The organism is Citrobacter sp. Cpo071, assembly GCF_030332765.1.
GTDB lineage: Bacteria > Pseudomonadota > Gammaproteobacteria > Enterobacterales > Enterobacteriaceae > Citrobacter > Citrobacter portucalensis.
This window is the reverse complement of record NZ_JAOWHE010000085.1, coordinates 262,727-286,041: the sequence shown is the minus strand read 5'-3', so window position 1 is coordinate 286,041 and position 23,315 is coordinate 262,727. Positions and strand designations below refer to the sequence as shown.

General features: G+C 49.4%; 26 protein-coding genes and 1 pseudogene. 12 read left to right on the top strand and 15 right to left on the bottom strand.

All coding sequences use genetic code 11. The features are described 5' to 3' along the window. Nucleotides 1-52 precede the first annotated feature (52 nt). On the top strand, nucleotides 53-937 hold the full coding sequence (locus OGY09_RS18510) for a D-hexose-6-phosphate mutarotase (RefSeq protein WP_150388301.1): 885 nt from the start codon (nucleotides 53-55) through the stop codon (nucleotides 935-937). A 474-nt stretch (nucleotides 938-1,411) separates the two neighbouring features. Here OGY09_RS18510 and OGY09_RS18505 read toward each other — a convergent pair whose 3' ends face one another. The 4 genes from OGY09_RS18505 to OGY09_RS18490 form a co-directional block, all read right to left on the bottom strand. Next, nucleotides 1,412-2,266 carry an aldo/keto reductase gene (locus OGY09_RS18505; protein WP_032943111.1) on the bottom strand — a complete coding sequence of 285 codons (855 nt, stop codon included), beginning with the start codon at nucleotides 2,264-2,266 and terminating at the stop codon, nucleotides 1,412-1,414. Nucleotides 2,267-2,445: 179 nt separating this feature from the next. Next, entirely contained in the window at nucleotides 2,446-2,796 is a 351-nt protein-coding gene (locus OGY09_RS18500) for a hypothetical protein (protein WP_032943110.1), read from the bottom strand. A gap of 10 nt (nucleotides 2,797-2,806) precedes the next feature. Continuing rightward, nucleotides 2,807-3,049 (bottom strand): hypothetical protein, encoded by a 243-nt coding sequence (locus OGY09_RS18495; protein ID WP_032943109.1) that lies wholly within the window; start codon nucleotides 3,047-3,049, stop codon nucleotides 2,807-2,809. 581 nt (nucleotides 3,050-3,630) lie between these two features. After that, the gene (locus OGY09_RS18490; protein ID WP_032943108.1) at nucleotides 3,631-4,377 is read right to left on the bottom strand and encodes a MipA/OmpV family protein; all 747 of its coding nucleotides are present in this window, start codon (nucleotides 4,375-4,377) and stop codon (nucleotides 3,631-3,633) included. Between the two features lie 433 nt (nucleotides 4,378-4,810). On the opposite strand from OGY09_RS18490, the gene yeaG reads away from it, so the two are divergent. Then, nucleotides 4,811-6,745 carry a protein kinase YeaG gene (gene yeaG, locus OGY09_RS18485; RefSeq protein WP_003030707.1) on the top strand — a complete coding sequence of 645 codons (1,935 nt, stop codon included), beginning with the start codon at nucleotides 4,811-4,813 and terminating at the stop codon, nucleotides 6,743-6,745. 121 nt (nucleotides 6,746-6,866) lie between these two features. Then, nucleotides 6,867-8,150, top strand: a complete 1,284-nt coding sequence (locus OGY09_RS18480; RefSeq protein ID WP_003832459.1) for a YeaH/YhbH family protein — start codon at nucleotides 6,867-6,869, stop codon at nucleotides 8,148-8,150. A 94-nt stretch (nucleotides 8,151-8,244) separates the two neighbouring features. On the opposite strand, the gene OGY09_RS18475 is transcribed toward OGY09_RS18480, so the two are convergent. Next, complete coding sequence (locus tag OGY09_RS18475) at nucleotides 8,245-9,015, bottom strand: class I SAM-dependent methyltransferase (protein WP_008784518.1); 771 nt, start codon at nucleotides 9,013-9,015, stop codon at nucleotides 8,245-8,247. A 164-nt stretch (nucleotides 9,016-9,179) separates the two neighbouring features. Between OGY09_RS18475 and dgcJ the strand changes: the two genes are divergently transcribed. From dgcJ to OGY09_RS18460, 3 genes are all read left to right on the top strand, one after another. After that, nucleotides 9,180-10,670, top strand: coding sequence for a diguanylate cyclase DgcJ (gene dgcJ, locus OGY09_RS18470; RefSeq protein WP_032943106.1), 1,491 nt, complete (start codon nucleotides 9,180-9,182; stop codon nucleotides 10,668-10,670). A 44-nt stretch (nucleotides 10,671-10,714) separates the two neighbouring features. After that, nucleotides 10,715-11,218: a YbaK/prolyl-tRNA synthetase associated domain-containing protein gene (locus tag OGY09_RS18465; protein WP_032943105.1), complete on the top strand. Its 504-nt coding sequence runs from the start codon at nucleotides 10,715-10,717 to the stop codon at nucleotides 11,216-11,218. 138 nt (nucleotides 11,219-11,356) lie between these two features. Further along, nucleotides 11,357-11,803, top strand: coding sequence for a DUF441 domain-containing protein (locus OGY09_RS18460; protein WP_003832453.1), 447 nt, complete (start codon nucleotides 11,357-11,359; stop codon nucleotides 11,801-11,803). Here OGY09_RS18460 and OGY09_RS18455 read toward each other — a convergent pair. Continuing rightward, nucleotides 11,780-12,578, bottom strand: a pseudogene (locus tag OGY09_RS18455) (AraC family transcriptional regulator). The gene OGY09_RS18460 and the pseudogene OGY09_RS18455 sit on opposite strands and share 24 nt — an antisense overlap. A 99-nt stretch (nucleotides 12,579-12,677) precedes the next feature. Here OGY09_RS18455 and OGY09_RS18450 point away from each other — a divergent pair. Next, complete coding sequence (locus tag OGY09_RS18450) at nucleotides 12,678-13,865, top strand: CynX/NimT family MFS transporter (RefSeq protein WP_032943103.1); 1,188 nt, start codon at nucleotides 12,678-12,680, stop codon at nucleotides 13,863-13,865. Nucleotides 13,866-13,902: 37 nt separating this feature from the next. Here the strand turns inward: OGY09_RS18450 and OGY09_RS18445 are convergent, their stop codons facing one another. After that, nucleotides 13,903-14,610 carry a CTP synthase C-terminal region-related (seleno)protein gene (locus OGY09_RS18445; protein ID WP_020996459.1) on the bottom strand — a complete coding sequence of 236 codons (708 nt, stop codon included), beginning with the start codon at nucleotides 14,608-14,610 and terminating at the stop codon, nucleotides 13,903-13,905. Nucleotides 14,611-14,808: 198 nt separating this feature from the next. Here OGY09_RS18445 and OGY09_RS18440 point away from each other — a divergent pair, with 198 nt between their 5' ends. After that, on the top strand, nucleotides 14,809-15,156 hold the full coding sequence (locus tag OGY09_RS18440; RefSeq protein WP_003832445.1) for a DUF488 domain-containing protein: 348 nt from the start codon (nucleotides 14,809-14,811) through the stop codon (nucleotides 15,154-15,156). A 7-nt stretch (nucleotides 15,157-15,163) separates the two neighbouring features. Here the strand turns inward: OGY09_RS18440 and OGY09_RS18435 are convergent, their stop codons facing one another. Continuing rightward, entirely contained in the window at nucleotides 15,164-15,412 is a 249-nt protein-coding gene (locus OGY09_RS18435) for a putative hemolysin (protein ID WP_275399025.1), read from the bottom strand. A 186-nt stretch (nucleotides 15,413-15,598) separates the two neighbouring features. On the opposite strand from OGY09_RS18435, the gene OGY09_RS18430 reads away from it, so the two are divergent. The 3 genes from OGY09_RS18430 to yoaJ are packed head-to-tail and all read left to right on the top strand — an operon-like array spanning nucleotide 15,599 to nucleotide 16,847. Further along, complete coding sequence (locus OGY09_RS18430; protein WP_032943100.1) at nucleotides 15,599-16,624, top strand: GGDEF domain-containing protein; 1,026 nt, start codon at nucleotides 15,599-15,601, stop codon at nucleotides 16,622-16,624. Between the two features lie 47 nt (nucleotides 16,625-16,671). After that, nucleotides 16,672-16,770 carry a YoaK family small membrane protein gene (locus tag OGY09_RS18425; RefSeq protein WP_032941789.1) on the top strand — a complete coding sequence of 33 codons (99 nt, stop codon included), beginning with the start codon at nucleotides 16,672-16,674 and terminating at the stop codon, nucleotides 16,768-16,770. A gap of 2 nt (nucleotides 16,771-16,772) precedes the next feature. Continuing rightward, on the top strand, nucleotides 16,773-16,847 hold the full coding sequence (yoaJ, locus tag OGY09_RS18420) for a protein YoaJ (RefSeq protein ID WP_095533175.1): 75 nt from the start codon (nucleotides 16,773-16,775) through the stop codon (nucleotides 16,845-16,847). A 48-nt stretch (nucleotides 16,848-16,895) separates the two neighbouring features. On the opposite strand, the gene OGY09_RS18415 is transcribed toward yoaJ, so the two are convergent. Then, entirely contained in the window at nucleotides 16,896-17,144 is a 249-nt protein-coding gene (locus OGY09_RS18415) for a GlsB/YeaQ/YmgE family stress response membrane protein (RefSeq protein ID WP_003832440.1), read from the bottom strand. Between the two features lie 361 nt (nucleotides 17,145-17,505). Between OGY09_RS18415 and fdhF the strand changes: the two genes are divergently transcribed. Next, nucleotides 17,506-19,653: a formate dehydrogenase subunit alpha gene (gene fdhF / locus OGY09_RS18410; protein WP_032943098.1), complete on the top strand. Its 2,148-nt coding sequence runs from the start codon at nucleotides 17,506-17,508 to the stop codon at nucleotides 19,651-19,653. A gap of 52 nt (nucleotides 19,654-19,705) precedes the next feature. On the opposite strand, the gene OGY09_RS18405 is transcribed toward fdhF, so the two are convergent. The 6 genes from OGY09_RS18405 to OGY09_RS18380 all read right to left on the bottom strand — a co-directional run bounded on the left by OGY09_RS18405 (nucleotide 19,706) and on the right by OGY09_RS18380 (nucleotide 23,312). Then, nucleotides 19,706-20,350, bottom strand: a complete 645-nt coding sequence (locus OGY09_RS18405) for a hypothetical protein (RefSeq protein WP_032943096.1) — start codon at nucleotides 20,348-20,350, stop codon at nucleotides 19,706-19,708. Between the two features lie 217 nt (nucleotides 20,351-20,567). Then, nucleotides 20,568-20,750, bottom strand: a complete 183-nt coding sequence (locus OGY09_RS18400; RefSeq protein WP_003832433.1) for a DUF1869 domain-containing protein — start codon at nucleotides 20,748-20,750, stop codon at nucleotides 20,568-20,570. A 3-nt stretch (nucleotides 20,751-20,753) separates the two neighbouring features. Continuing rightward, nucleotides 20,754-21,116 carry a DUF1971 domain-containing protein YeaR gene (yeaR, locus tag OGY09_RS18395; protein WP_003030735.1) on the bottom strand — a complete coding sequence of 121 codons (363 nt, stop codon included), beginning with the start codon at nucleotides 21,114-21,116 and terminating at the stop codon, nucleotides 20,754-20,756. Nucleotides 21,117-21,289: 173 nt separating this feature from the next. Further along, complete coding sequence (leuE, locus tag OGY09_RS18390) at nucleotides 21,290-21,928, bottom strand: leucine efflux protein LeuE (protein WP_003832429.1); 639 nt, start codon at nucleotides 21,926-21,928, stop codon at nucleotides 21,290-21,292. A gap of 139 nt (nucleotides 21,929-22,067) precedes the next feature. Beyond that, the gene (gene zinT, locus OGY09_RS18385; protein WP_032943095.1) at nucleotides 22,068-22,718 is read right to left on the bottom strand and encodes a metal-binding protein ZinT; all 651 of its coding nucleotides are present in this window, start codon (nucleotides 22,716-22,718) and stop codon (nucleotides 22,068-22,070) included. 57 nt (nucleotides 22,719-22,775) lie between these two features. Next, nucleotides 22,776-23,312, bottom strand: a complete 537-nt coding sequence (locus tag OGY09_RS18380; RefSeq protein ID WP_032943093.1) for a phospholipase D family nuclease — start codon at nucleotides 23,310-23,312, stop codon at nucleotides 22,776-22,778. Between the last annotated feature and the right edge of the window lie 3 nt (nucleotides 23,313-23,315).

The following is a 23,315-nucleotide window of genomic DNA, read 5'->3' as shown; positions in this document are numbered from 1 at the left end:
TGTAAGAGCGACTCAGGTCGCTCTTTTTTTTGCCTGAAGAAAGGATTGCGTAATGATTAATAAAATTTTTGCACTTCCGGTAATCGAACAAATTACCCCTGTCCTCTCCCGCCGTCAGCTTGATGAGCTTGAGGTTCTTGTTGTCGATCACCCACAGGTTAAAGCTTCTTTCGCACTGCAGGGCGCACATCTTCTTTCCTGGAAACCAAATGGTGAAGAGGAAGTCCTGTGGTTAAGTAATAATACCCCGTTTAAAACCGGCGTAGCGCTGCGTGGCGGCGTACCAATTTGCTGGCCGTGGTTTGGTCCGGCGGCTCAGCAGGGCCTGCCTTCGCATGGTTTTGCCCGCAACCTGCCATGGACGCTGAAAGCGCATAACGAAGACGAGAATGGTGTAGTTCTGACGTTCGAACTGCAAAGTAGCACTGAAACGCGTCAGCTTTGGCCGCACGAGTTCTGTCTGCTGGCCCGGTTCAAAGTGGGCGCCACCTGCGAGATGGAGCTGGAAGCGCACGGTGAGTTTGAAACCACCTCCGCGCTGCATACCTATTTCAACGTTGGTGATATTGCGGCAGTGAAAGTCAGCGGTCTTGGCGATCGTCTGATCGATAAAGTGAATGATGCCAAAGAAGACGTACTGGCTGATGGTATCCAGACCTTCCCGGACCGTACCGATCGTGTCTATCTGAATCCGGAAGCATGCAGCGTGATTCATGATGATGCGTTGAATCGCAATATAGATGTTGTCCACCACCACCATCTGAATGTCGTGGGCTGGAACCCTGGCCCGGCGCTGTCCGTCAGCATGGGCGACATGCCGGATGATGGCTACAAAACGTTTGTTTGTGTAGAAACGGCTTACGCGACCGCTCCGCAGAAAACCACCGAAGAAAAACCATCTCGCCTCGCGCAGACTATTCGTGTAGCTAAACGCTAACACAGCTCTGCGCACCATGCCGGATGCGGCTAACGCCTTATCCGGCCTACAAACTACACGCAGCCGCAGGCCTGATAAGCACAGCGCCATCAGGCAGTTACACGTCCCCATGCCGAATGCGGCTAATGCCTTATCCGGCCTACAAACTACATACAGCCGCAGGTCTGATAAGTGCAGCGCCATCAGGCAGTTCCGCGCATCATGCCGGATGCGGCTGACGCCTTATCCGGCCTACAAACTACACGCAGCCGCAGGTCTGATAAGCACAGCGCCCTCAGGCAGTTCCACGCACCATGCCGGATGCGGCTAACGCCTTATCCGGCCGACAAACTACATACAGCCGTAGGCCTGATAAGTGCAGCGCCATCAGACCGCTCTGCGCAACGTGCCGGATGCGGCTAACGCGTTATCCGGCCTACAAACTACATACAGCCGTAGGCCTCATAAGCTGTGGGAACATCGGCATTTGGCAAATCAGGCCATATCCAGCGCGGTTTTACCGTTTGGCGCCGGATACGCCTTATCTAACTGCTTCAACTCATCTACAGAGAGCGTTATCCCCAGCGCGGCGGCATTTTGTTCGACATGCGCTACGCTTGCGGCTTTCGGGATGGCTATTACACCCGACTGACGAATCACCCATGCCAGCAAAATCTGCGCAGCGCTAACATTGTGCGCACGCGCGATGTCATTCACCACAGAGTTAGAAAGCAAATCGCCACGCAGTCGTCCCGCCTGAGCCAGCGGACTGTATGCCATGACCGGCATCTGCTGCTGCTGGCACCACGGCAGTAAATCATATTCAATACCGCGCGAGGCTAAATGATAAAGCACCTGGTTAGTTGCACACTCTCGTCCACCGGGTACCTGCCATAACGCCTGCATATCATCATAATCGAGATTTGAGACGCCCCAACGGCGGATTTTCCCCTGCGCAATCAGTGTTTCCATGGCATCGATGGTCTCTGCAAATGAAAAATCGCCCATCCAGTGCAGCAAATAGAGATCCAGATAATCAGTTTTCAGTCGACGCAGACTCGCTTCGCAGGCGGCAATGGCTTTCTGTCCACCGGCATTCCATGGGTAAACTTTCGAGACTAAAAAAGCGCTATCACGCCGTCCCGTTAATGCTTCACCCACCACCTCTTCCGCTGCACCATCAGCGTACATTTCTGCGGTATCAATCAATCGCAGGCCGAGATCCAGTCCGGCCTGCAGCGCAGACACTTCATCCCGGCGTCGGCTTGGATCCTCGCCCATGTACCATGTTCCCTGCCCAATAGCAGGAAGCGATACCTGGTTTGTAAACGTCACCTGTTTCGCTGTCATCGCACCCTCCTGTGTTAATGCACCACAGTAAAGCAAAACAACGTGCATGTGTCCTGTTAGGGTGCACAAATTGCACCATCATGGATTGGAAACCGATTGTTAAGGCGAGCGCAATAAAAAGCCCGGGAACAGCAGATGTTCCCGGGCCGAAAAAATACAAAATCTTATCTACGAAGTGGTTATTTCAACCGACCTAAATATTTCCCCTCTTTCATAGCGTTGATTTTTCCGTTTTTATAGACGATAACGGAAATCAAACCTGCGCTATAAGACTGAGCTTCAGCACTATTCTCATCATTTGCCGCAGGTTTGCCATTAATATAAGCAATGCCATCAGCACCACGTTTAAAGTCCACTCCAAGTTTATTCACATGCACGGGCGTGATTTTACTGGCGTGTACCGGGGCATTCGTGTCACTGACCATGGTTTTATGTTCATGCTGTAACTGTTGACGATAAGCCTCACTGATGGCATACGCAGGCGCAGCAGAGGAAGCCACCAGAGCAGCGATAATAATTAATTTCTTCATTAGTTAAACCTTAATATTTATCGTGTTTGTGGTGGTGACTGGAATTTGTATCATTTGTGCCATACAAGTTTTGCGCATTTTCCATAGCCTGTTTTTCAGCGGCAGCATTGATTGTCGCCTGACGGTTTTGCTCCGCAACATAACAGGCATCACGGCTCACACCCTTGCTTTCGCAAGCATTCATGCGTGAAGCCTCGGAGGAACAACCAACCAGAATCCCGCCCATCACAGCTATCATGATTAACTTTTTCATTATATATACCAGGTTTATTCTCAAAAAATCCACATGGCGAATTATATTTAATGCCATGAATAGTTGCTGTCGATACTTTAAAGTTTAATTAATATCTGCAATGGGATATTTAATGTCAATTTTATTTTTTTCAGATAAATACCTAAAGATGTAAAATTAAAATCAATCGATTAATTTTTGTTTTTTTCACATGAAAGTTAACTTTCGCCATGAGATAAACATGCTAAAAGAGTTATCAATAATTTTCATTGTGCTTAACAATAAGAAAATAACGCTTACCTCGATCATAAACCCTAGTATTATCAACGCATTGTATAGCTACAAACCATTACCTCATGACAATGACTTGCTAAACCTTCACGACTATATTTCATTCAAAAATGAATAGATAACAGGCTAATAAAATAGCAGGTTTATTTTTAGTAACAGCGACAGGAATAATACGTTAAAAATTCGTTGTCGCCTGACAGAATGCCAAAACAGCACAAAAAATCAAATCTCATGTTTTAGATCAATATTCATCTCCGTCACGCACAAAAAAGCCCGCACTGATGCGGGCTAGTGCTTGACGCGCAGTAGCATCAGAACTTGTAAGTTACACCCACCGAGAAGATGCCAGACCAGGACTTATCGACCATCGGACTGTCCTTCACTTCATCACTCAAGCGCACATAACGGCCAGTTCCGTATACGTTCCAGTTTCCAATGAAGTTATAGCTCGCGGTCAACTCCAGGTACGGATCCCATCCATCGTCAGCGTTGTAGCTTTTCAGACCACTGCGGCGAGACTCGTGATTGGACACGCCATAATAATAGTCGTTGTAGTTTTCGCTGCTGTACTGCACACCGATACCCGGCGTCAGAGTCAGCCCACCATTAGTGTAACGGTAGAGCCAGGCCAGATCCCAGATAAAGCCGTTGCTGTTATCCAGAGTATCACCCGCCAGTGCAGTACGCAGGAAACCATACTGGGTGTTATGTACATACGAAAGGCCAGCCATCATGCTGCTTTTACGCTTGTCGAGTTGGCGCAAAGCATGGCTATCGCTATCACCTGGCTTGAAATGCGTCGGATCATAGTACGCCATGATGGAAAGCTTATCTGTCGTATCATTCCACAAATAGTAACCGCCACCCAAGCCGTGGAACCAGACATTATCGCCTTCATAGGTGACAACCGGAACAGGGTAAACATCGCGGTCATACTGTTTGTACGGGCTGTTAATCACGCCGACACCCGCGCCAACAGTCCACTGACTTTCCGCCTGTGCGGTGCTAACTGCGGTTGCGGCAAGGACGCCAAGTGCCAGAAGTTTGAGTTTGGTCACAATCCATAATTCCTTATTCAAATGTGTAGCGGTCAAAGTGTAACCGCCAATACGCTTCAGCCCAACTATTTTACGTATTCGCCCCAGAATGTAACCCCCTAATTTCTCAGCGAGTGATGACATTTTGCTTGCAGGACGGTGAACACCGCATGAATCCCGCTCCAATTCTTTACATAAGATGTGCTTTTTTTGCTGATGAGTTATTGATATGCCATTGAAATTCATTTGCGCACACAGGCAAGTTTTGCAAATGCCATCTACGCTTAATTTTAGAAGGTGTATCACCGAATACGTTGATCTCCTGACCACTAAAATGGCATGAGAGTTGCTTATTTCTTCAGCAACGACGTCGTTCAGTTTACCTCTTCAGGGGCCTCTACTATTCATATGAACGGCTCTTAACATGTGCTAAAAAACGAAAGGACGGCATACCATGAATATATTCGATCACTATCGCCAGCGTTATGAAGCTGCCAAGGACGAAGAGTTCACGCTGCAGGAGTTTCTTACCACTTGTCGGCAAGATCGCAGTGCTTATGCCAACGCGGCAGAGCGGCTATTAATGGCTATTGGTGAGCCTGTCATGGTCGACACTGCCCACGAACCTCGACTTTCTCGACTCTTTTCGAATCGGGTAATTGCACGCTATCCCGCCTTTGAAGAGTTTTACGGCATGGAAGACGCCATTGAGCAAATTGTTTCTTATTTGAAACATGCGGCTCAGGGTCTGGAAGAGAAGAAGCAGATTCTGTATCTGCTGGGGCCTGTGGGAGGGGGGAAATCATCTCTTGCTGAGCGACTGAAGTCGCTGATGCAGAGAGTACCGATTTATGTCCTGAGTGCCAATGGCGAACGTAGCCCGGTCAACGATCATCCGTTATGCCTGTTTAATCCGCAGGAAGACGCGCAGATCCTGGAAAAAGAGTATGGGATCCCGCGTCGCTATCTCGGTACGATCATGTCGCCCTGGGCTGCGAAACGTCTGCACGATTTCGGCGGGGACATCACAAAATTCCGCGTCGTCAAAGTCTGGCCGTCTATTCTGGAGCAGATCGCAATCGCCAAAACGGAGCCTGGTGATGAAAACAACCAGGATATTTCTGCGCTGGTCGGGAAAGTGGATATTCGTAAACTCGAACACCACGCCCAGAACGATCCTGATGCCTACGGTTATTCGGGTGCACTGTGTCGTTCAAACCAGGGGATTATGGAATTCGTTGAGATGTTTAAAGCACCGATTAAAGTGCTGCATCCTCTGCTGACCGCAACCCAGGAAGGAAACTACAACGGGACAGAAGGTATCTCCGCCCTGCCGTTTAACGGGATTATTCTTGCCCACTCGAACGAATCCGAATGGGTAACGTTCCGTAATAACAAAAACAATGAGGCGTTCCTTGACCGTGTTTACATCGTCAAAGTGCCTTATTGCCTGCGTATCTCTGAAGAGATCAAAATTTACGAAAAACTGCTTAACCACAGTGAGCTGACCCATGCGCCTTGCGCACCGGGCACACTGGAAACGCTCTCTCGCTTTACCATTCTTTCTCGCCTGAAAGAACCTGAGAACTCGAGCATTTACTCGAAGATGCGCGTTTACGATGGCGAAAGCCTGAAAGATACAGATCCGAAAGCGAAATCCTATCAGGAGTATCGGGATTACGCCGGGGTTGATGAGGGAATGAACGGTCTTTCCACGCGTTTCGCGTTTAAGATCCTCTCTCGCGTCTTTAACTTTGACCATGCCGAAGTGGCAGCTAACCCGGTACATCTGTTTTACGTACTGGAGCAGCAAATCGAACGTGAACAGTTCCCGCAGGAGCAAGCTGAGCGTTATCTTGAGTTCCTGAAAGGCTATTTGATCCCGAAATATGCTGAATTCATCGGCAAAGAGATCCAGACGGCTTATCTCGAATCCTATTCCGAGTACGGACAGAACATTTTCGACCGTTATGTCACTTATGCGGATTTCTGGATTCAGGATCAGGAGTATCGCGACCCGGATACCGGTCAGCTGTTTGACCGCGAGTCACTGAACTCAGAACTGGAGAAAATTGAGAAGCCGGCGGGTATCAGTAACCCGAAAGATTTTCGTAACGAGATCGTCAACTTTGTTCTGCGTGCCAGAGCGAATAACAGCGGTCGCAATCCAAACTGGACCAGTTACGAAAAACTGCGCACGGTTATTGAGAAGAAAATGTTCTCCAATACCGAGGAGCTGCTGCCGGTCATTTCGTTCAATGCTAAAACCTCGACTGACGAGCAGAAAAAACACGACGATTTTGTCGACCGTATGATGGAAAAAGGCTACACGCGTAAACAGGTGCGTTTACTGTGCGAATGGTATTTGCGCGTACGTAAATCGTCTTAACATAAGTGCCCGGTGGCGCATGCGCTTACCGGGCTTGCAAAACAATGTTCCGTAGGCCGGATAGCGCCAGCGCCATCCGGCACTTACAGGCATGGCGAACAGTTGGCAGTACGGGGGGCTTATGACCTGGTTTATTGACCGGCGTCTTAACGGCAAAAACAAGAGCACGGTAAACCGCCAGCGCTTCTTACGCCGTTATAAATCGCAAATTAAACAGTCGATCTCCGAGGCCATTAACAAGCGTTCGGTGACTGATGTGGATAGCGGCGAATCTGTCTCTATTCCGACTGATGATATTAGCGAACCAATGTTTCATCAGGGACGTGGTGGCCTGCGCCATCGCGTGCATCCGGGTAACGACCATTTTGTGCAGAATGACCGCATTGAACGCCCACAGGGCGGCGGTGGCGGTTCAGGAAGCGGACAAGGCCAGGCCAGCCAGGATGGTGAGGGTCAGGATGAGTTCGTCTTTCAGATCTCTAAAGATGAATATCTCGATCTGTTGTTCGAAGATTTAGCACTTCCTAACCTGAAGCAGAATCAGCAGCGTCAGCTAACGGAGTACAAAACGCACCGGGCAGGTTTTACCTCTAACGGTGTGCCTGCCAACATCAGCGTGGTGCGATCCCTGCAAAACTCACTGGCGCGCCGCACGGCGATGACAGCGGGTAAGCGTCGCGAACTGCATGCTCTCGAAGCGGATCTGGAAACCATCGCGAAAAGCGAACCAGCACAGTTGCTGGAAGAGGAACGGTTACGCAAAGAGATTGCCGAACTACGGGCAAAAATCGAACGCGTGCCATTTATCGACACCTTTGATTTACGCTACAAGAATTATGAAAAACGCCCCGACCCTTCCAGCCAGGCGGTGATGTTCTGCCTGATGGACGTTTCTGGTTCAATGGATCAGTCGACCAAAGATATGGCTAAACGTTTTTATATCCTGCTGTATCTGTTCTTAAGCCGGACCTATAAGAACGTGGAGGTGGTTTATATTCGCCACCATACCCAAGCGAAAGAAGTGGATGAGCATGAGTTCTTCTACTCTCAGGAAACCGGGGGAACCATTGTCTCCAGTGCGCTGAAGTTAATGGATGAAGTGGTGAAAGATCGCTACAACCCTGCCCAGTGGAACATCTATGCTGCACAGGCATCGGACGGTGATAACTGGGCGGATGACTCACCACTGTGTCATGAGATTTTGGCGAAAAAGCTGCTGCCAGTGGTCCGCTATTACAGCTATATCGAAATCACTCGCCGCGCTCACCAAACCTTATGGCGTGAATACGAACATCTGCAATCAACCTTTGATAACTTTGCGATGCAGCATATCCGCGACCAGGATGATATTTACCCGGTATTCCGCGAACTGTTTCATAAACAAAGTACGACCAGCAATAGTTAACCACCTAAACAAATCAGCCAGAGGTTATCTTCTCTGGCTGATTTTTTACGGGTGCTGTTTTTTCATCTTATCAATATTCATCCGTTTATCCTTTTTATTTTCCCTTTACAGAGCAGCAGGCAATGTAATTGAGTTGATGACGTTGCGAACGGAAGAAGCGAAACATTTTCAGGAAACGACGACGATTTTCGCTCGTGCGTAAGCCGTTAAACACAATTTTTACCGCCCCCGTAAGCCCTTCATCACGAACTAATCCGCGCGGCGACATCAGCGACATGTTGCCATTCTGCTGCAGGACCTGTTCGAACCCGCAGTTAAGAAACAAATCACGCCAGCCTTGTCTGGTCATTGGGCTAACGTTTGATTTCACCACATCGACAAGCTGGCCCTGATCGCCCGCGCCCAGTTTCTGGGCGGTGAACATAATGTCGTGGGTGAGCAGACGCCCACCGGGCTTCAACACGCGATAATATTCGGCAATTAACTTCGCCTTCGCTTTATCGGCATACATTGTCAGCATGGCTTCGTTAATCACAACATCGAAACTGTTATCCGCAAAAGGAAGAGTGTTGGCGTTAGCAGCCATCACATGAATATGATTTTCCAGACCATTTGCCGCTACGTTATTCCTTGCATTTGACAGTGCGGTTTTATCCATATCAATGGCGTATACGGTACAGCCATAGCGTTGAACTAACTCTATCGCCGTCGTGGCCATGTTGCACGCCACTTCAAGTACCTGGCTGCCGGGCGTCAGCTGTGACTGGCTAAACAACCATTCTGTTGCTTCAACGCCGCCCGGACGCAGACGGGTTTTGCCCAGGCTGGCTAAAAATGTATGACCCGCTTTTTCAGTCGCGCTCATTGGCCTGTCTCCTTTCTATAAGTTGCATTATAAATACAACATTAAGAGTTAAAGGTGAAGTACGCGAATGATTTTTATTTCAAAATGTCCTTTCCCGTAGCGTTAGAGCGGATGTATGCCGTGTGATAGACTGAAGTATCAGACTTACAGGGCTGTAAATCATTATGAAATTGCATCATAAAGCGCTCAGGATCTTTATCTCCGTCAGCGTAATTGTTTTGACATCTTCTTTTTTGGTTTATGAGCTCATTGCTAGTGATAAAGCAATGAATGCGTACATGCGCTATATCAATGAGAAAGCCGACTCCTCGTTTCTCTATGATAAGTACACAAATCAGAGCATCGCAGCCCATCTGATGCGCACATTTTCATCCCCTCAGGGACCTGCTTCTCTCGAACAGCAAAAAGTACTTTGCAACGCTTTCGACAGCGTTAACGGCACTCATGGGCTCAATCTCACTAAGCGCAACTATCTGCCATTACACGGTACGTTGCAGACCACCTCAACAAAATGTAGCGAACAGCTTGATGACATTTTTCTGCTGCCCTCTTTTGATCGGGCGGTCAATGTTAATCGCCAGCAGAAAGATTACGGTCAGGGATTAGGGACGCTGGAGTATAAATTTCGATATTACGTCGATCTCAAAAATAACTACGTTTATTTCTATGATGTGATCGACTCGCGGAAATTTGCGATACACAACTGGTCGTTTTTGCAAAAAGGTACGTTGGGAATCGACCAGAATGATATTGACGGTATTTTTACTGGCCGCACGGTGATCTCCAGTATTTATGAAGATAACCTGACCGAGAAAAAGGTGATGAGCTTTTTAACACCGGTCTACTATGCCAGTAAGCTAAAAGGCGTGGTGATGGTGGATATTAATAAAGAGAATTTACAGAATATTTTCTATACCAGCGACCGCCCTCTCGTCTGGCGTTATCTTAACGTAACGGTCTCTGACACCAGTTCAGGTAAAGAGATCCTCGTTCATAAAAGTGAAACCGATCTGTTCCGCTATGTTCACTATGAGAAGGACATACCTGGCGGTATACGTATCACCCTCTCACTTGATGTTATGTACTTTATTGTCTCGTCCTGGAAGATATTCGCCTTCTATCTACTGGCAACGATATTGCTGTTGAATATGGTCAGAACGCATTTTCGTTTGTATCATAACGTCACACGGGAAAATGTCAGTGATGCGATGACAGGGCTCTACAACCGTAAAATTTTAACGCCAGCGCTTGAGCAGCGTTTGCAACAGTTGGTGAACACGGGAACGCTCGTGACCTTTATCGCCATTGATTGCGACAAACTAAAAGTTATTAATGATACGTTGGGGCATAAGGAAGGCGATCGCATTATCACCATTTTGGCCAAAGCTATTCAAACGTCCATTCGCAAAAGCGACTATGCCATCCGCCTCGGCGGCGATGAGTTTTGCATTATCCTCATCGATCACCCCAGTGAATTAACGCCCCGCCTGCTGGAGAGGATTCGTTATAACTTACAAATTATTGCGCAAGATAGATCAATCAGCTTCTCTGTCGGGATTTATAATATGCAGCCAAACGACACCATTGATGATGCCTACAAAGCATCTGATGCACAGCTCTACCTGAACAAACAGAAAAAACGCACCGATGCGTAATTATTTTTCTGACAGGATTTTCATTGTTGTACCAGGAGTAAGTCATGACGGAAGTAAACAAAGGTAACGCAACGCACCAGCGTTTAATCTCCCTGTTGTCAGAACACGGTGCGACCTACCGCGTAGTCAGCCATGAAGCCGTAGGCAAATGTGAAGCTGTCTCTGAAATTCGCGGTACCGCACTGGGTCAGGGTGCAAAAGCGCTGGTCTGCAAAGTAAAAGGCAACGGCGTCAATCAGCATGTTCTGGCGATCCTCTCTGCCGATCAGCAGGCCGACCTGAGCCTGTTGGCCAGCCATATTGGCGGGTTGAGAGCGTCACTTGCCAGCCCGGCGGAGGTAGATGAACTGACTGGCTGCGTATTTGGCGCTATCCCACCGTTCAGTTTTCATCCGAACCTCAAGCTGGTCGCCGACCCGCTGTTGTTTGAGCGTTTTAATGAAATTGCGTTCAATGCCGGAATGCTGGAAAAATCTGTGATCATGGATACCGCAGATTACCTGCGCATCGCGCAACCGGAATTAATCCCGTTCCGCAGAGAACAATAACTGCACAAGTTAGCAGTAAAAAACATCGCTTCGTGCGTTAGCCCAAAAAAAATCATAATCATTAAAAAAAGCCTGTTCCGTCACGCATTTACGCGTACAGTAAGCAGGCTTATTTTTTCTTTTGGCAAGGAAACTACGATGTTTGATGTCACTCTGCTGATCCTGCTCGGACTGGCAGCTCTGGGCTTTGTCAGCCACAACACCACTGTCGCTGTTTCAATTCTGGTGCTGATAATAGTCCGTGTTACCCCACTGAATACCTTCTTTCCCTGGATTGAAAAACAGGGCCTGACCGTCGGGATTATAATTCTGACCATTGGCGTCATGGCGCCGATCGCCAGCGGAACGCTACCGCCCTCCACGCTCATCCACTCCTTTGTGAACTGGAAATCACTGGTTGCTATTGCCGTTGGGGTATTTGTCTCCTGGCTTGGCGGACGCGGCGTTACGCTAATGGGCAGCCAGCCTCAGCTTGTTGCTGGTTTACTGGTGGGCACGGTACTGGGCGTGGCGCTGTTTCGCGGTGTGCCAGTGGGGCCGCTTATTGCGGCAGGTCTGGTCTCATTGATTGTTGGGAAGCAGTAGCCAGCCCGTTCAGGTAACGGCCTGGTGTCTGTCCCAGGCCTTTTTTGAACATAGTGATAAATGCCGTGGTCGAATCGTACCCGAGCATTTGCGCGACCTGTTGTACATTGCGACCATCAATTAACGCCTGCAGCGCCAGAATCAGCTGGAGCTGGTGACGCCAGCGGCGAAAACTTAACCCCGTTTCTTTGACGACCAGGCGAGCAAGGTTACGTTCACTCATCGCAAATACGCTGGCCCATTGCCCCAACGTCTGCCATTGTGCAGGCTCTCTCGCCATCGTTGCGACCATTCTGCGAATTTTCGGGTGATCGGAAACCGGCAACTGCATTTGCTCCTGGGGTTGCTGCGGCAGTTCATCAAACAACACTTGCGTCAGCCGCTGGGTTGCCGGCTCCAGCCGTTGGGCATCCGTTTTGGATGCCAGCGCCAGAATAAGCTCCCGGCACAACGGAGCAATTTTCAGCGTGCAGCAACGATCGGGCATCACGACGGCCTGCGGCTCAATAAACAAAAAGCACAATTGTGCGCCAACGGTAACGTGGTTGCTGTGTGGAATTTCACCGGGGATCCACACCGCATATTGCGGGGGCACCATCCACATAGCATTCTCAACCTCACAGGTGATCGCGCCATGCAACGCCAGAATCAACTGGCCTTTACGGTGCTGATGCAGCGGACTGAAAAGTTCATCTTCCCGGGCCTGAATACAAAACGCCACCGCCGCATCGTGGTGAAGATCGGGTTCGTATCCATCCAGCCTCAGTCCTAACATAAAAATGTCCGATTTAAGCGATAAACTGTCATTTTAGCTTGATTCATCCATTGAGTAAAAACGCTAAGGTATCGCCTCGCCTGACGATATGAGAAAAAAATGACAAATACTCCTTCCTCCCGTGGCAAGAACGCAGCATTGCTGATCGCGGGGATCCTGATGATTGCCACCACATTGCGCGTCACCTTTACCGGTGCAGCCCCGTTGCTGGATGCAATTCGCGCCGACTACGGTCTGAGCACCGCCCAGACGGGGCTTCTTACCACCCTGCCACTGCTGGCTTTCGCACTGGTTTCACCTCTGGCTGCCGCCGTTGCGCGCCGTTGGGGTATCGAACGCAGCCTGTTTGTCGCTATGCTACTCATTTGCGCGGGTATTGCGATACGTTCTCTGCCCTCACCAGGGTTCCTGTTTAGCGGCACCGCTATCATTGGTTGCGGAATCGCATTGGGAAATGTGCTTTTACCCGGACTGATTAAGCGTGATTTTGCTCAGCATGTGGCGAAACTCACTGGCGCATACTCGCTGACTATGGGCGCAGCAGCGGCACTGGGTTCCGCCATTGTGGTACCGCTGGCGTTGAACGGGTTTGGCTGGCGCGGTGCGCTGATGGTACTGATGGCCTTTCCGCTACTGGCACTGATTATCTGGTTACCCCAATGCCGCCAGATGGCCAATGCCAGCTTGAGCAGCTCGCGCGCTCTGCATTCCCGCGCGATCTGGCGCTCCAGCCTCGCCTGGCAGGTGACGCTGTTTCTGGGGATCAATTCGCTTATCTACTACGTCATCATCGGCTGGCTGCCCGCTATTTTGATCAGCCATGGCTACAGCGAGGCGCAGGCCGGTTCGCTGCATGGTTTACTGCAGCTGGCGACCGCCGCGCCGGGATTATTGATTCCTCTCGTCCTGAACAGATTTAAGGATCAGCGCGCCATCGCCGCACTGGTTTCATTAATGTGCGCCGTCGGCGCGGCGGGATTCGCCATAATGCCCGACCAGGCATTGCTATGGACCATCCTGTTTGGCTTTGGCTCAGGCGCGACGATGATTCTCGGCTTGACCTTTATTGGCCTGCGCGCAAGCTCAGCGCATCAGGCTGCTGCCCTGTCCGGCATGGCACAGTCTGTCGGATATTTACTGGCGGCCTGCGGACCACCACTGATGGGGAAAATTCACGACCTCAACGATAGCTGGCTGATTCCTCTTGGCGGGGTCGCCGTGTTAGCGATGCTGATGGCGGTATTTGGTTTGTGCGCGGGGCGCAATCGGGAGATCGCGAGCGCATAATGCACAGGGCAGGTTCGTGAACAACCTGCCCGTTTTTTTATCCGCGCGCGGCGCGCAGCATCGCCTGAACTAACGGCACGGGTTTTCCCGCCAGCGCTCCGCGTTCATGCTGAAAGAGCGTGCCAACATAAAATGGATGCGTCACCAGCTCAATGGCACGAATATCACCAGCCTCATCCCAACCGGTCACCCGAAGATCGCCGCTTTCAAGCTCGGCGGCAAAATCCTCCGATACGCCATAGTTGCAGTGATATCCCTCGGTGATAACATCCCGCCCGTAGGCTTTGGCAATCAGCGTATTGGCCCGCAGCTCAATATCATCCGTTTTTTCTACCAGCGAGCAGGTCAATGGTGCTATCACCATCCGACCCGTGGTGTCAGTCTCGGCGTGGGCGGCATCGCTCCAGCCCAGCACGTTGCGGGCGTACTCCAGAATTGCATGTTGAAAGCCGCCGCAGGTCCCCAGGAATGGGATGCTGTTTTCACGCGCGTAGCGTATCGCTATCAGCGCCCCTTCAAGATGGCGATATGGACTGCCTGGAACGACCCAGATGGCATCATAACCAATCAAGTCCTCACTGCTGTTGATATCAGATGTAGTTAGCCAGTCATAATCAGCCACCAATTCCAGGACGGCGGCAGCATCATCGATAGCAAGGGGAATAGCCTGGTGCGCCACAATATCGGGGCTGTAATCGCCCACCAGCGCAATGCGAAGCGTATCTTTAATTGGGGAAATTTCCATTAAGCTTTCCTTGTGTCCTGACAATAAGGGACAGCATAAGGAGCCTCAGCCTACCGACTTTTTAGTGGTATCACAATCCCTTAAATTGGGAGTCAGGGCGGGCAAAATGCTATAATGGTCACGTTTTACGATCTTATTTAACCGTAATAAAGTTGATGATAAATACCTGAGCGGTAGCTGAAAGGAGCGGATGAAGAGATGAAGATTCAGTGTAAACGCGTGTATGACCCGGCAGAAAAAAGCGATGGTTATCGCGTGTTGGTCGACCGGTTGTGGCCACGCGGGATAAAAAAGACTGACCTTGCTTTCAACGAATGGAATAAAACGCTGACGCCATCCTCTGAATTGCGCAAAGCATTCCACGCAGAACTGATCGATTTTTCACACTTTTCCGAGCAATATCGCGCAGAGCTGGCCCAACAGCAGCAGGAAGGAAAGCGCCTCGCAGAGATTGCCCGACAGCAAACCTTAACGCTACTGTATGCGGCGAAGAATACCCAGCAAAACCACGCGCTGGTGCTCGCTGAATGGCTACGTCAATGCTGACCGCGTATTACTTGGCCGTTGCCGGATGATCTCTACGCCAGAGTGACCATTCATCAATTACTTCCCTGTTGGGTAGTTTGCAGTCAGACTTAACACCTTGCGGAGTCTGCACCGCAATCAGCGAGCCGCCCTTTTGTTCGCAATACACCGATGCTGGATTCGCCATGCCAACTTTCGGTGGCACAGGCGCTTCCGGTTCCGTGGTACACCCCGCCAGCACCAGCAAGCCGGGCAAAACAATAAATGCCAGTTTCATATTTACTCCTGTTAAAAACCTTATCCTGGCAGGTTACCCCGACTTTCCATCTATCTCCATGTTTTCCTGCCAGCTATCCATTTTATGTTTACATTCTGAGCTGGATGGCGTGTTTCATCTTTCACCTCGATGTTCTATCATGCGGGCAACGTCAGCCCAGTCATTACTCAGGAGCATTTACATCTCATGTCGGACATGATCCTTGCCAGAGTCTCACAGTCCTTAGCTACGGAGCAGTCAGTTGAGAGTCTGGTTCGCCAACTTCTGGAGATGCTGGAGATGGTGACTGAGATGGAATCAACCTACCTGACCAAGGTCGATCTGGATGCCCGTCTGCAGCATATTCTGTATGCACGTAATAGCCGCCAAATGCAGATCCCCGAAGGGCTATCCATGCCGTGGGATGAAACGCTGTGCAAACGCGCTATTGAGGAAAACTGTCTGTACAGTGACAACGTGCCCGCACGCTGGCCGGAATGTACCGCCGCTCGCGCACTGGACATCACCACCTTTCTGAGCACTCCCGTTCATCTTCCGGACGGAACGTTTTACGGTACACTTTGCGCTACCAGCCGCCGCCAGCAGGCATTGAGCCAACGTGGAGAACAAGTATTACATCTGTTTGCCGGTCTGATCGCCCAGTCGATTCAAAAAGAGTCGCTGGTTGCTCAGTTACGTGAAGCGAACGCCGCGCTGATTGCTCACTCCTACACCGATGCCCTGACCGGTTTACCGAATCGGCGCGCAATATTTGAAAATGTGGAAACCCTTTTTTCGCTTGCCCGCCATCTCAGGCAGAAGATAGTTGTCGCCTATATCGATTTGGATGATTTCAAACTGATTAATGACCGCTTTGGCCACGAGGTTGGTGACCAGTTCCTGATACAGATTGGGCAGCGCCTGCTCCGTAAATGTAATGATAATGACATTCTCGGTCGACTAGGCGGTGACGAATTTTTAGTCGTTCGCCTGTCAGCGGAAGATGAACTGGATCAACTTATGCGTCTGCAGCAGGTGAAAAATCAGCTACAACAGCAGATTTGCGGTGACTACCAGCTGGGTGACATTCATCTGTTTTATCCTGGTGCCAGTCTGGGTGTGGTGGAAATTGATCCGCTGGAGACTGATGTAAACTGTGCGCTTCATCTTGCAGACAGCGCAATGTATCAGGATAAAAAGCGTCAGGATAAAACCCCTTTTGTCGTACATTAAGCCCTGCTATGCTGGCTCGTCTTTAAATAACTCTGGTAGATAATCGTATGCGACTCGGTATTATTTTCCCTGTCATTATTTTCATTTCCGCTGTCGTTTTCTTATCCTGGTTTTTTATTGGCGGCTACGCTGCGCCGGGAGCATAACGATGAAAAAAACAACGATTATTATGATTGGCGTGGCTATCATCGTGGTTCTGGGCACGGAACTGGGGTGGTGGTAACCAAAATAAAGGCCACTTATCAGTGGCCTCTATTATCTGCATGTTTAGTTAGCTTTTGATTTTTCTGTAGATAAACAACACCACAATCGCACCGATAACCGCTACCACGAAACTGCCGAAGTTGAAACCATCAACTTTACCAAAACCAAAGAAGGTACTGATCCAGCCACCCACTACCGCACCGACAACCCCTAAGATAATGGTCATAAAGAACCCGCCGCCATCTTTACCCGGCATAATCCATTTTGCCAAAATCCCAGCGATAAGACCGAAAACCACCCATGAAATAATGCCCATAATTTTCCTCGCTTATGTTTTTAAATTAACGATTCACTCGTTGTATAAAAGCATAGCATAGCGCTGAAAAATTAAAATTTGTGATCGTCATCACTTCATATTTTCATCTTTTTCCGATATTTCATAAGGTTATGACTGCTGACCGGCAGGCAAAATTTTTGCCGCTCCTCGTCATTAATGTCGAATCGTCAGTCATTATACTTAACTCTTTTGCCCTCAGCCCCGTTATTGCTGGGTTTTCACTTCTGGCACACTTTATGCTTAAACAACTTGTCGCTACGACAAATCGTAGTCCGCGGTGCTTATCGCGTGGCTGCGTCTACAATTCGCGCTATTTCAGCATTTAACAGGTCTGTTATTGATGAAAAAAATCACCAGTGTTTGCCCATACTGTGGGGCCGGGTGCAAGCTCAAGCTTGTTGTCGAAAATAACAAAATCATCCGCGCCGAAGCCGCAGAGGGTGTAACGAACCAAAATCAGTTATGCCTGAAAGGCTATTATGGTTGGGACTTTCTTAACGACACTCGCCTTCTGACTCCCCGTCTGACTCGCCCGATGATCCGTTATGAAAAAGGTGGCAAATTCACGCCCGTTAGCTGGGATGAAGCCATTCGTTACACCGCAAAACGCCTGTCTGAAATCAAAAATACCTATGGCCCTCGCGCCATCATGACTACCGGCTCTTCCCGGGGAACCGGAAATGAAACTAACTACGTGATGCAAAAATTCGCACGTGGCGTACTTCATACCAATAATGTCGATTGTTGTGCCCGCGTCTGTCACGGTCCTTCCGTTGCCGGGTTACAAGAAACGTTAGGCAATGGCGCCATGAGCAATTCCATCAGCGACATTGAAAACTCAAAATGCCTGCTGATCTTTGGTTATAACTGCGCCGACTCGCACCCAATCGTAGCCCGCCGGGTAATTAAAGCTCGCCAGAACGGCGCAAAAATCATTGTCTGCGACCCACGTCGTATTGAAACCGCCCGTATTGCTGACCAACATTTGCAGTTGAAAAACGGTTGCAACATGGCGCTGGTTAATGCCTTCGGTCATGTTCTTATCGAAGAGCAACTCTACGATCTCGAGTATGTGCAAAAGCATGCGGAAGGGCTGGAAACATACTGGGAAACCGTTAAGGACTATGCGCCTGAAGCCGTTGAACATTTAACCGGCGTTCCCGCACAGCAGGTTCGTCAGGCAATGCGTACATTTGCCGCAGCACCATCGGCAACCGTAATGTGGGGGATGGGCGTCACCCAGTTTGGTCAGGCCGTTGATGTGGTTCGCGGTTTGTCGAGCCTGGCGTTGTTGACCGGGAATCTGGGTCGCCCTAACGTCGGCGTTGGTCCGGTGCGCGGGCAAAATAACGTGCAGGGTGCGTGCGATATGGGGGTACTACCTAACCAGTTCCCGGGGTATCAGGATGTGACCGATTCCGCCGTCAGGGAAAAATTCGCCAGCGCATGGGGCGTTGACGTTAATCAGATGGATGACAAGGTTGGAACGCGCATCACTGAAGTTCCACATCTGGCTCTCGAAGGCAAAATAAAAGCCTACTACATCATGGGAGAGGATCCGCTGCAAACTGAAGCCGATCTGGGCCTGGTCCGCGAAGGGTTTAACGCGCTCGATTTTATCGTCGTGCAAGACATCTTCATGACTAAGACAGCGGAAATGGCCGACGTTCTCCTGCCTGCCACCTCATGGGGCGAACATGGCGGCGTCTTTACCTGCGCCGATCGCGGCTTCCAGCGTTTTGAGAAAGCGATTGAGCCCACCGCTGACGTAAAGCGTGACTGGGAGATTATCAGCCTTTTGGCCAGCGAAATGGGCTATCCAATGCGGTATCAAAATAACCAGCAAATCTGGGATGAGATGCGCGAGCTGTGCCCGCTGTTCTACGGCGTGACCTATGAGAAAATGGGGGAAATGGGGCATGTTCAGTGGCCATGCCCGGATCTCGATAGTCCTGGTACGCCGTACCTTTACGCGCACAGCCAGTTTGATACCGCCAACGGCAAAGGCAAACTGTTTGCCGCACCGTGGCGAGCGCCCGCAGAAGTTCCGGATGACAATTATCCGCTGGTACTGTGTACCGTGCGTGAGGTTGGGCATTACTCCTGTCGCTCGATGACCGGTAACTGCGCAGCGTTACAAGCGTTGGCTGATGAACCAGGATATGTGCAAATCAATACCCATGATGCCGAAAAACTCGGTATCCGTCATCGTGATCTGGTGTGGGTCAGCTCGCGTCGGGGTAAGGTCATCAGCCGTGCGGATGTATCCGAGCGTATCAATTCCGGAACGGTGTATATGACCTATCAATGGTGGATTGGTGCATGCAACGAGTTGACCCAGGATAACCTCGATCCAATCTCGAAAACGCCGGAAACCAAATATTGTGCCGTAAATATCGAGCACATTAGCGATCAGAGATGGGCTGAAAAGTATGCCGCTCAATCGTATAGCGACATGAAATCACGCTTATGTGAGGCCATTGCGTAATTCCCCACCATCGCGACCTGAGTCTGGTTACCCAGACTCAGGTCTTATCTCATTACTTTACCAGGTGAGGTTCGCTGAAGCGGATGGAGGCAGTTTCCTCCTGCTTATCCCGCTGCATAAAGCCAAGGTTCATCAGGAACAATCCCGCCATAAACGGTAGTTCATACAGTTCTTCAATCAGATCGCCATAATGGGCATTGTGCAGGAAGATGGGAGCCAGCAGACGATGATGCTCTACCGTATCAGAGATTAAAAATGCACAGGTGGTGATCGCCAACAGCCAGAGCGGTAACGGTTCATTACGCACACGGCGGGCAATATCCTGGCGTAAGCGCTTCGACAGCAGCACCGGCAGAATAAGCATGGCAATTAATACAACTGAGATAGCTCTGAACAGAAGTTTAGGATGCTCAGGGAAGTAATCGCGTCCCCAACTGGTGCTTCGGCCCAGCAAGACCACCCACCACGCTGCCGCCCAAAGCCAAAATTGCTTCTCTCCTTCAGGGCGTGATAAAGGCCGGATATAGCCAAGGGTAAATACCGCACCAAACAGTAGCCATAGCGCCTGCCCATTTTCGATCCATCTGACGACAGTGCCGTTAAGCAGCGGAAGATTCCAGTTCGCGGTGAACGGAATCGCCACAATGACCAGTCCTAGAATAAGTGTGGGGAATGTAATTTGGGTATTCAGTTTCATAAGCGCGATGTTCTGTATTGTTACTTTTTTGCGATCATAACGCCTGTGAATGATCGACAATTAGCATTCAATGCGGATTTCTTAAGGTATTCTTAAGGAATCTTTTTCGGACATCACTACGTTCAACACAAATAAAAAAACCGCACGGCGCCGTCAAAACGCTGTGCGGTTAGTACATTAAAATTCTGTGTATTCAATCAGTAAGAGTATTTAATACCTACCATCCGCAGACTTCGTGCTCATTCTCGGTATCGTACGAACGGACGGTATTGACCAAGTCTTTGACCACTTCTGCTGCCACATCCGGCACCAGTAATGTCATAGGTGCTTCTGTTTCATAATCCACAGAAACACCGTTGCTGTTATTGGTCACTGTTACGGTATAGGTTGCTTTCCCCATGATTTACTCCTTGCCGGTGCGCACGACTTTTCGTTGATTTGCGCTCTCCATCAGAACTTCCGGGGCAACGAAAAAATCGATATTAAAGTAAGTGTCGTCGGTCATCACTTCGATGTTATGCCATTTTTCCGGTGGAAAAACGCCAAACTGACCGGCTTCAATAACCATCACCTCTACTGGCTCCGGACTGTGTTCATCGGCGTATCCGAGATATTTGACCGCCCCCTGCATAACAGAAAGTCGTGGATAAACCCCGGCACGAGTTCCTTTATCAAGGTGGCGTTCGAAAATTCCGGCAGGCGCGGTTTCTTTGTTCCAGAATGGTGTAGAGCGTGTATGGATATGATTCTGTGGAATTTGAAGCATTTTTCTTCCCTTTTCCAGTCGACAACCAGCGAGTCTTATTGAATCGCTGCTGTACACAGGGTACGCCTCAAAATATACATTTAAAATACCATTTATTGGTTATAACCCTACAATTACAAATGAAAAGCAAAGCGTCATATTGAAGACCCGCCGCAACCAGCGGGCCGATAGCATCACGACTGAAGCGTGGCCAGACGAGCGGCAAAACCAACGAAAATCAGGCCGATTAGGGAATTACCCACTTTGGCCAGTTTTTTCTTCGTACGAATATACTGCGTCACGAACGCGCCGGAGAAAATAAGGAAGCTCAGATAGAAAAAACTCACTACTTCAAGCGTAATGGCCAAAATAAAGAATGACAGCCCTGAGTGCGGTGCATTGACATCAATAAACTGCACGAAGAACGAAACATAAAACAAAATAGCTTTGGGATTCGTCAGGCTTAGAATTAATGCTCGCTTAAAAATAGCGCCAAACGGGACTTCCTCAGGTGCGGCGTCGCTTGCTTTCGATTTCAGTGTCGCATACAGGATCTTCGCACCGAGATACAGCAGATAAAAAGCGCCGAGATAACGAACGATGTTGAACAAAACGGGCGTTGTTTTGATCAATGCGGCAACACCGGCATAGGCCAAAAACATCAACACGGCATCACCGATAAACACACCGCTTGCGGCGAGATAACCACCCTTCACTCCCCGACCGACGCTGTTCTTCAACACAAATATCGTATTTGGCCCCGGTACCAACACGATAAAAATGGCTCCCACCAGATACGTCCAGTAATTCAGAACTCCATACTCTGCGAACACGTTAACCTCTTCCTGAAAAAACACATGCACTTGCTGCGATACAATATGCTAACGAATGCATCGGGTGATGGAAAGAGAAGGTTATGAATTAAAAAACCCGCCACTGGTGACGGGTGTGTACAGATAAGGTTAGTCCGGATTAATGGTGCAGCATCTCATCCACAACCTCTTCTCCCTTCAACTGATAAGGGTAGTAGGTAGGCCAGTTTTCCATCTCTTCAAGCAAGGCTGCCTGCGAGGTATTTCCCATAAAGATATGGAAGTGGCTCGATTTACGCGGCGCGATAATATGATCGCTAAATTGCACATATTTAGGCGCTTTGCTGTCAGCAGCTTTACACTCAAACAGATACCGTACACCTTTCTTGCCTGATTTATAATTCAGGATCTTATATCCGGCGTAGTTGTATTTACATGATGCAACCTGATTCCCGGTATGAAACTCCATCACGCCATTTTCAATACCGATAGTGTCTACGTTGGTTGCATAGCCTGTACGGTAATACGCTTTGATTTGTTCTGCCGTTTTGCTTTTATCTTTCTCCGCTTTCTTTTTGAATACTGGGTCAAGTTCGCCGCTGACCAGATACGGATAAACAGATTGCCACATGCCATCCCAGTCGGTCAGCGCCCTGTTCTGCACCTGGTTGTCATCAAATACCCCTTCCGACGCCTTTTGTTCTGCTTCACTCATTGGCGCACCATGGGAATGATGACCATGCGCCAGAACCGAACTACTGACTAAAAGCATCCCCAGAGCGATTGTCAGTTTCTTAAAACGAATAGCCAAAATTTCACCCTCAAATCATTTGTGAGTGAGTTGTTATAATATAACATCACATTTAAATCAACGGCGTTGTGAAGTATTTAACCGCTTCTGGTGCGCGATTTTCCAACGGCTGTCAAAATGGGCCTGATACTGCGCAACAACGGCAGGTTCGTCACGAATAACTAACACATTTTCAGAGTTGGCAAATTCTGCGGATTTGGCAAAGTTGAATGAACCGGTTTCCAGCGTGTCGCCATCAATAATCATTACCTTGTCATGCTGGATGTGGTAGTGACCATCCAGTTGCACATCAACCCCATTCGCGGCAGCAAAAGCGATGGCCTTCTGGCTAACCTTGCCCTGGTTTCGTTTCTTATCGATAACAGCCCGAACCACTACGCCTCTCTTTTCAGCGTTTACCAGGGCCTGAACAATATCTGCAGACTGAAATGAATAAGCCATCATATCGATGCTGTGCTGCGCATGGTTAATTGAATCCAGCACTAAAGCCCGAGCCGACCCTTCCGGTGAAAAACCCACCTGAATGGAAGCATGTGCTGCAAAAGCACCCGCCCCGTACATTAGCGCAGCCACAGCGATAGTTTTTACGATCACGTT

Excerpts from the sequence above, each read along its gene's own strand:
- OGY09_RS18510 (WP_150388301.1), top strand. The coding sequence starts at position 53 with ATGATTAATAAAATTTTTGCACTTCCGGTAATCGAACAAATTACCCCT.
- OGY09_RS18505 (WP_032943111.1), bottom strand. The coding sequence starts at position 2,266 with ATGACAGCGAAACAGGTGACGTTTACAAACCAGGTATCGCTTCCTGCT.
- OGY09_RS18500 (WP_032943110.1), bottom strand. The coding sequence starts at position 2,796 with ATGAAGAAATTAATTATTATCGCTGCTCTGGTGGCTTCCTCTGCTGCG.
- OGY09_RS18495 (WP_032943109.1), bottom strand. The coding sequence starts at position 3,049 with ATGAAAAAGTTAATCATGATAGCTGTGATGGGCGGGATTCTGGTTGGT.
- yeaG (WP_003030707.1), top strand. The coding sequence starts at position 4,811 with ATGAATATATTCGATCACTATCGCCAGCGTTATGAAGCTGCCAAGGAC.
- OGY09_RS18480 (WP_003832459.1), top strand. The coding sequence starts at position 6,867 with ATGACCTGGTTTATTGACCGGCGTCTTAACGGCAAAAACAAGAGCACG.
- OGY09_RS18475 (WP_008784518.1), bottom strand. The coding sequence starts at position 9,015 with ATGAGCGCGACTGAAAAAGCGGGTCATACATTTTTAGCCAGCCTGGGC.
- dgcJ (WP_032943106.1), top strand. The coding sequence starts at position 9,180 with ATGAAATTGCATCATAAAGCGCTCAGGATCTTTATCTCCGTCAGCGTA.
- OGY09_RS18465 (WP_032943105.1), top strand. The coding sequence starts at position 10,715 with ATGACGGAAGTAAACAAAGGTAACGCAACGCACCAGCGTTTAATCTCC.
- OGY09_RS18460 (WP_003832453.1), top strand. The coding sequence starts at position 11,357 with ATGTTTGATGTCACTCTGCTGATCCTGCTCGGACTGGCAGCTCTGGGC.
- OGY09_RS18450 (WP_032943103.1), top strand. The coding sequence starts at position 12,678 with ATGACAAATACTCCTTCCTCCCGTGGCAAGAACGCAGCATTGCTGATC.
- OGY09_RS18445 (WP_020996459.1), bottom strand. The coding sequence starts at position 14,610 with ATGGAAATTTCCCCAATTAAAGATACGCTTCGCATTGCGCTGGTGGGC.
- OGY09_RS18440 (WP_003832445.1), top strand. The coding sequence starts at position 14,809 with ATGAAGATTCAGTGTAAACGCGTGTATGACCCGGCAGAAAAAAGCGAT.
- OGY09_RS18435 (WP_275399025.1), bottom strand. The coding sequence starts at position 15,412 with ATGAAACTGGCATTTATTGTTTTGCCCGGCTTGCTGGTGCTGGCGGGG.
- OGY09_RS18430 (WP_032943100.1), top strand. The coding sequence starts at position 15,599 with ATGTCGGACATGATCCTTGCCAGAGTCTCACAGTCCTTAGCTACGGAG.
- OGY09_RS18425 (WP_032941789.1), top strand. The coding sequence starts at position 16,672 with ATGCGACTCGGTATTATTTTCCCTGTCATTATTTTCATTTCCGCTGTC.
- OGY09_RS18415 (WP_003832440.1), bottom strand. The coding sequence starts at position 17,144 with ATGGGCATTATTTCATGGGTGGTTTTCGGTCTTATCGCTGGGATTTTG.
- fdhF (WP_032943098.1), top strand. The coding sequence starts at position 17,506 with ATGAAAAAAATCACCAGTGTTTGCCCATACTGTGGGGCCGGGTGCAAG.
- OGY09_RS18405 (WP_032943096.1), bottom strand. The coding sequence starts at position 20,350 with ATGAAACTGAATACCCAAATTACATTCCCCACACTTATTCTAGGACTG.
- OGY09_RS18400 (WP_003832433.1), bottom strand. The coding sequence starts at position 20,750 with ATGGGGAAAGCAACCTATACCGTAACAGTGACCAATAACAGCAACGGT.
- yeaR (WP_003030735.1), bottom strand. The coding sequence starts at position 21,116 with ATGCTTCAAATTCCACAGAATCATATCCATACACGCTCTACACCATTC.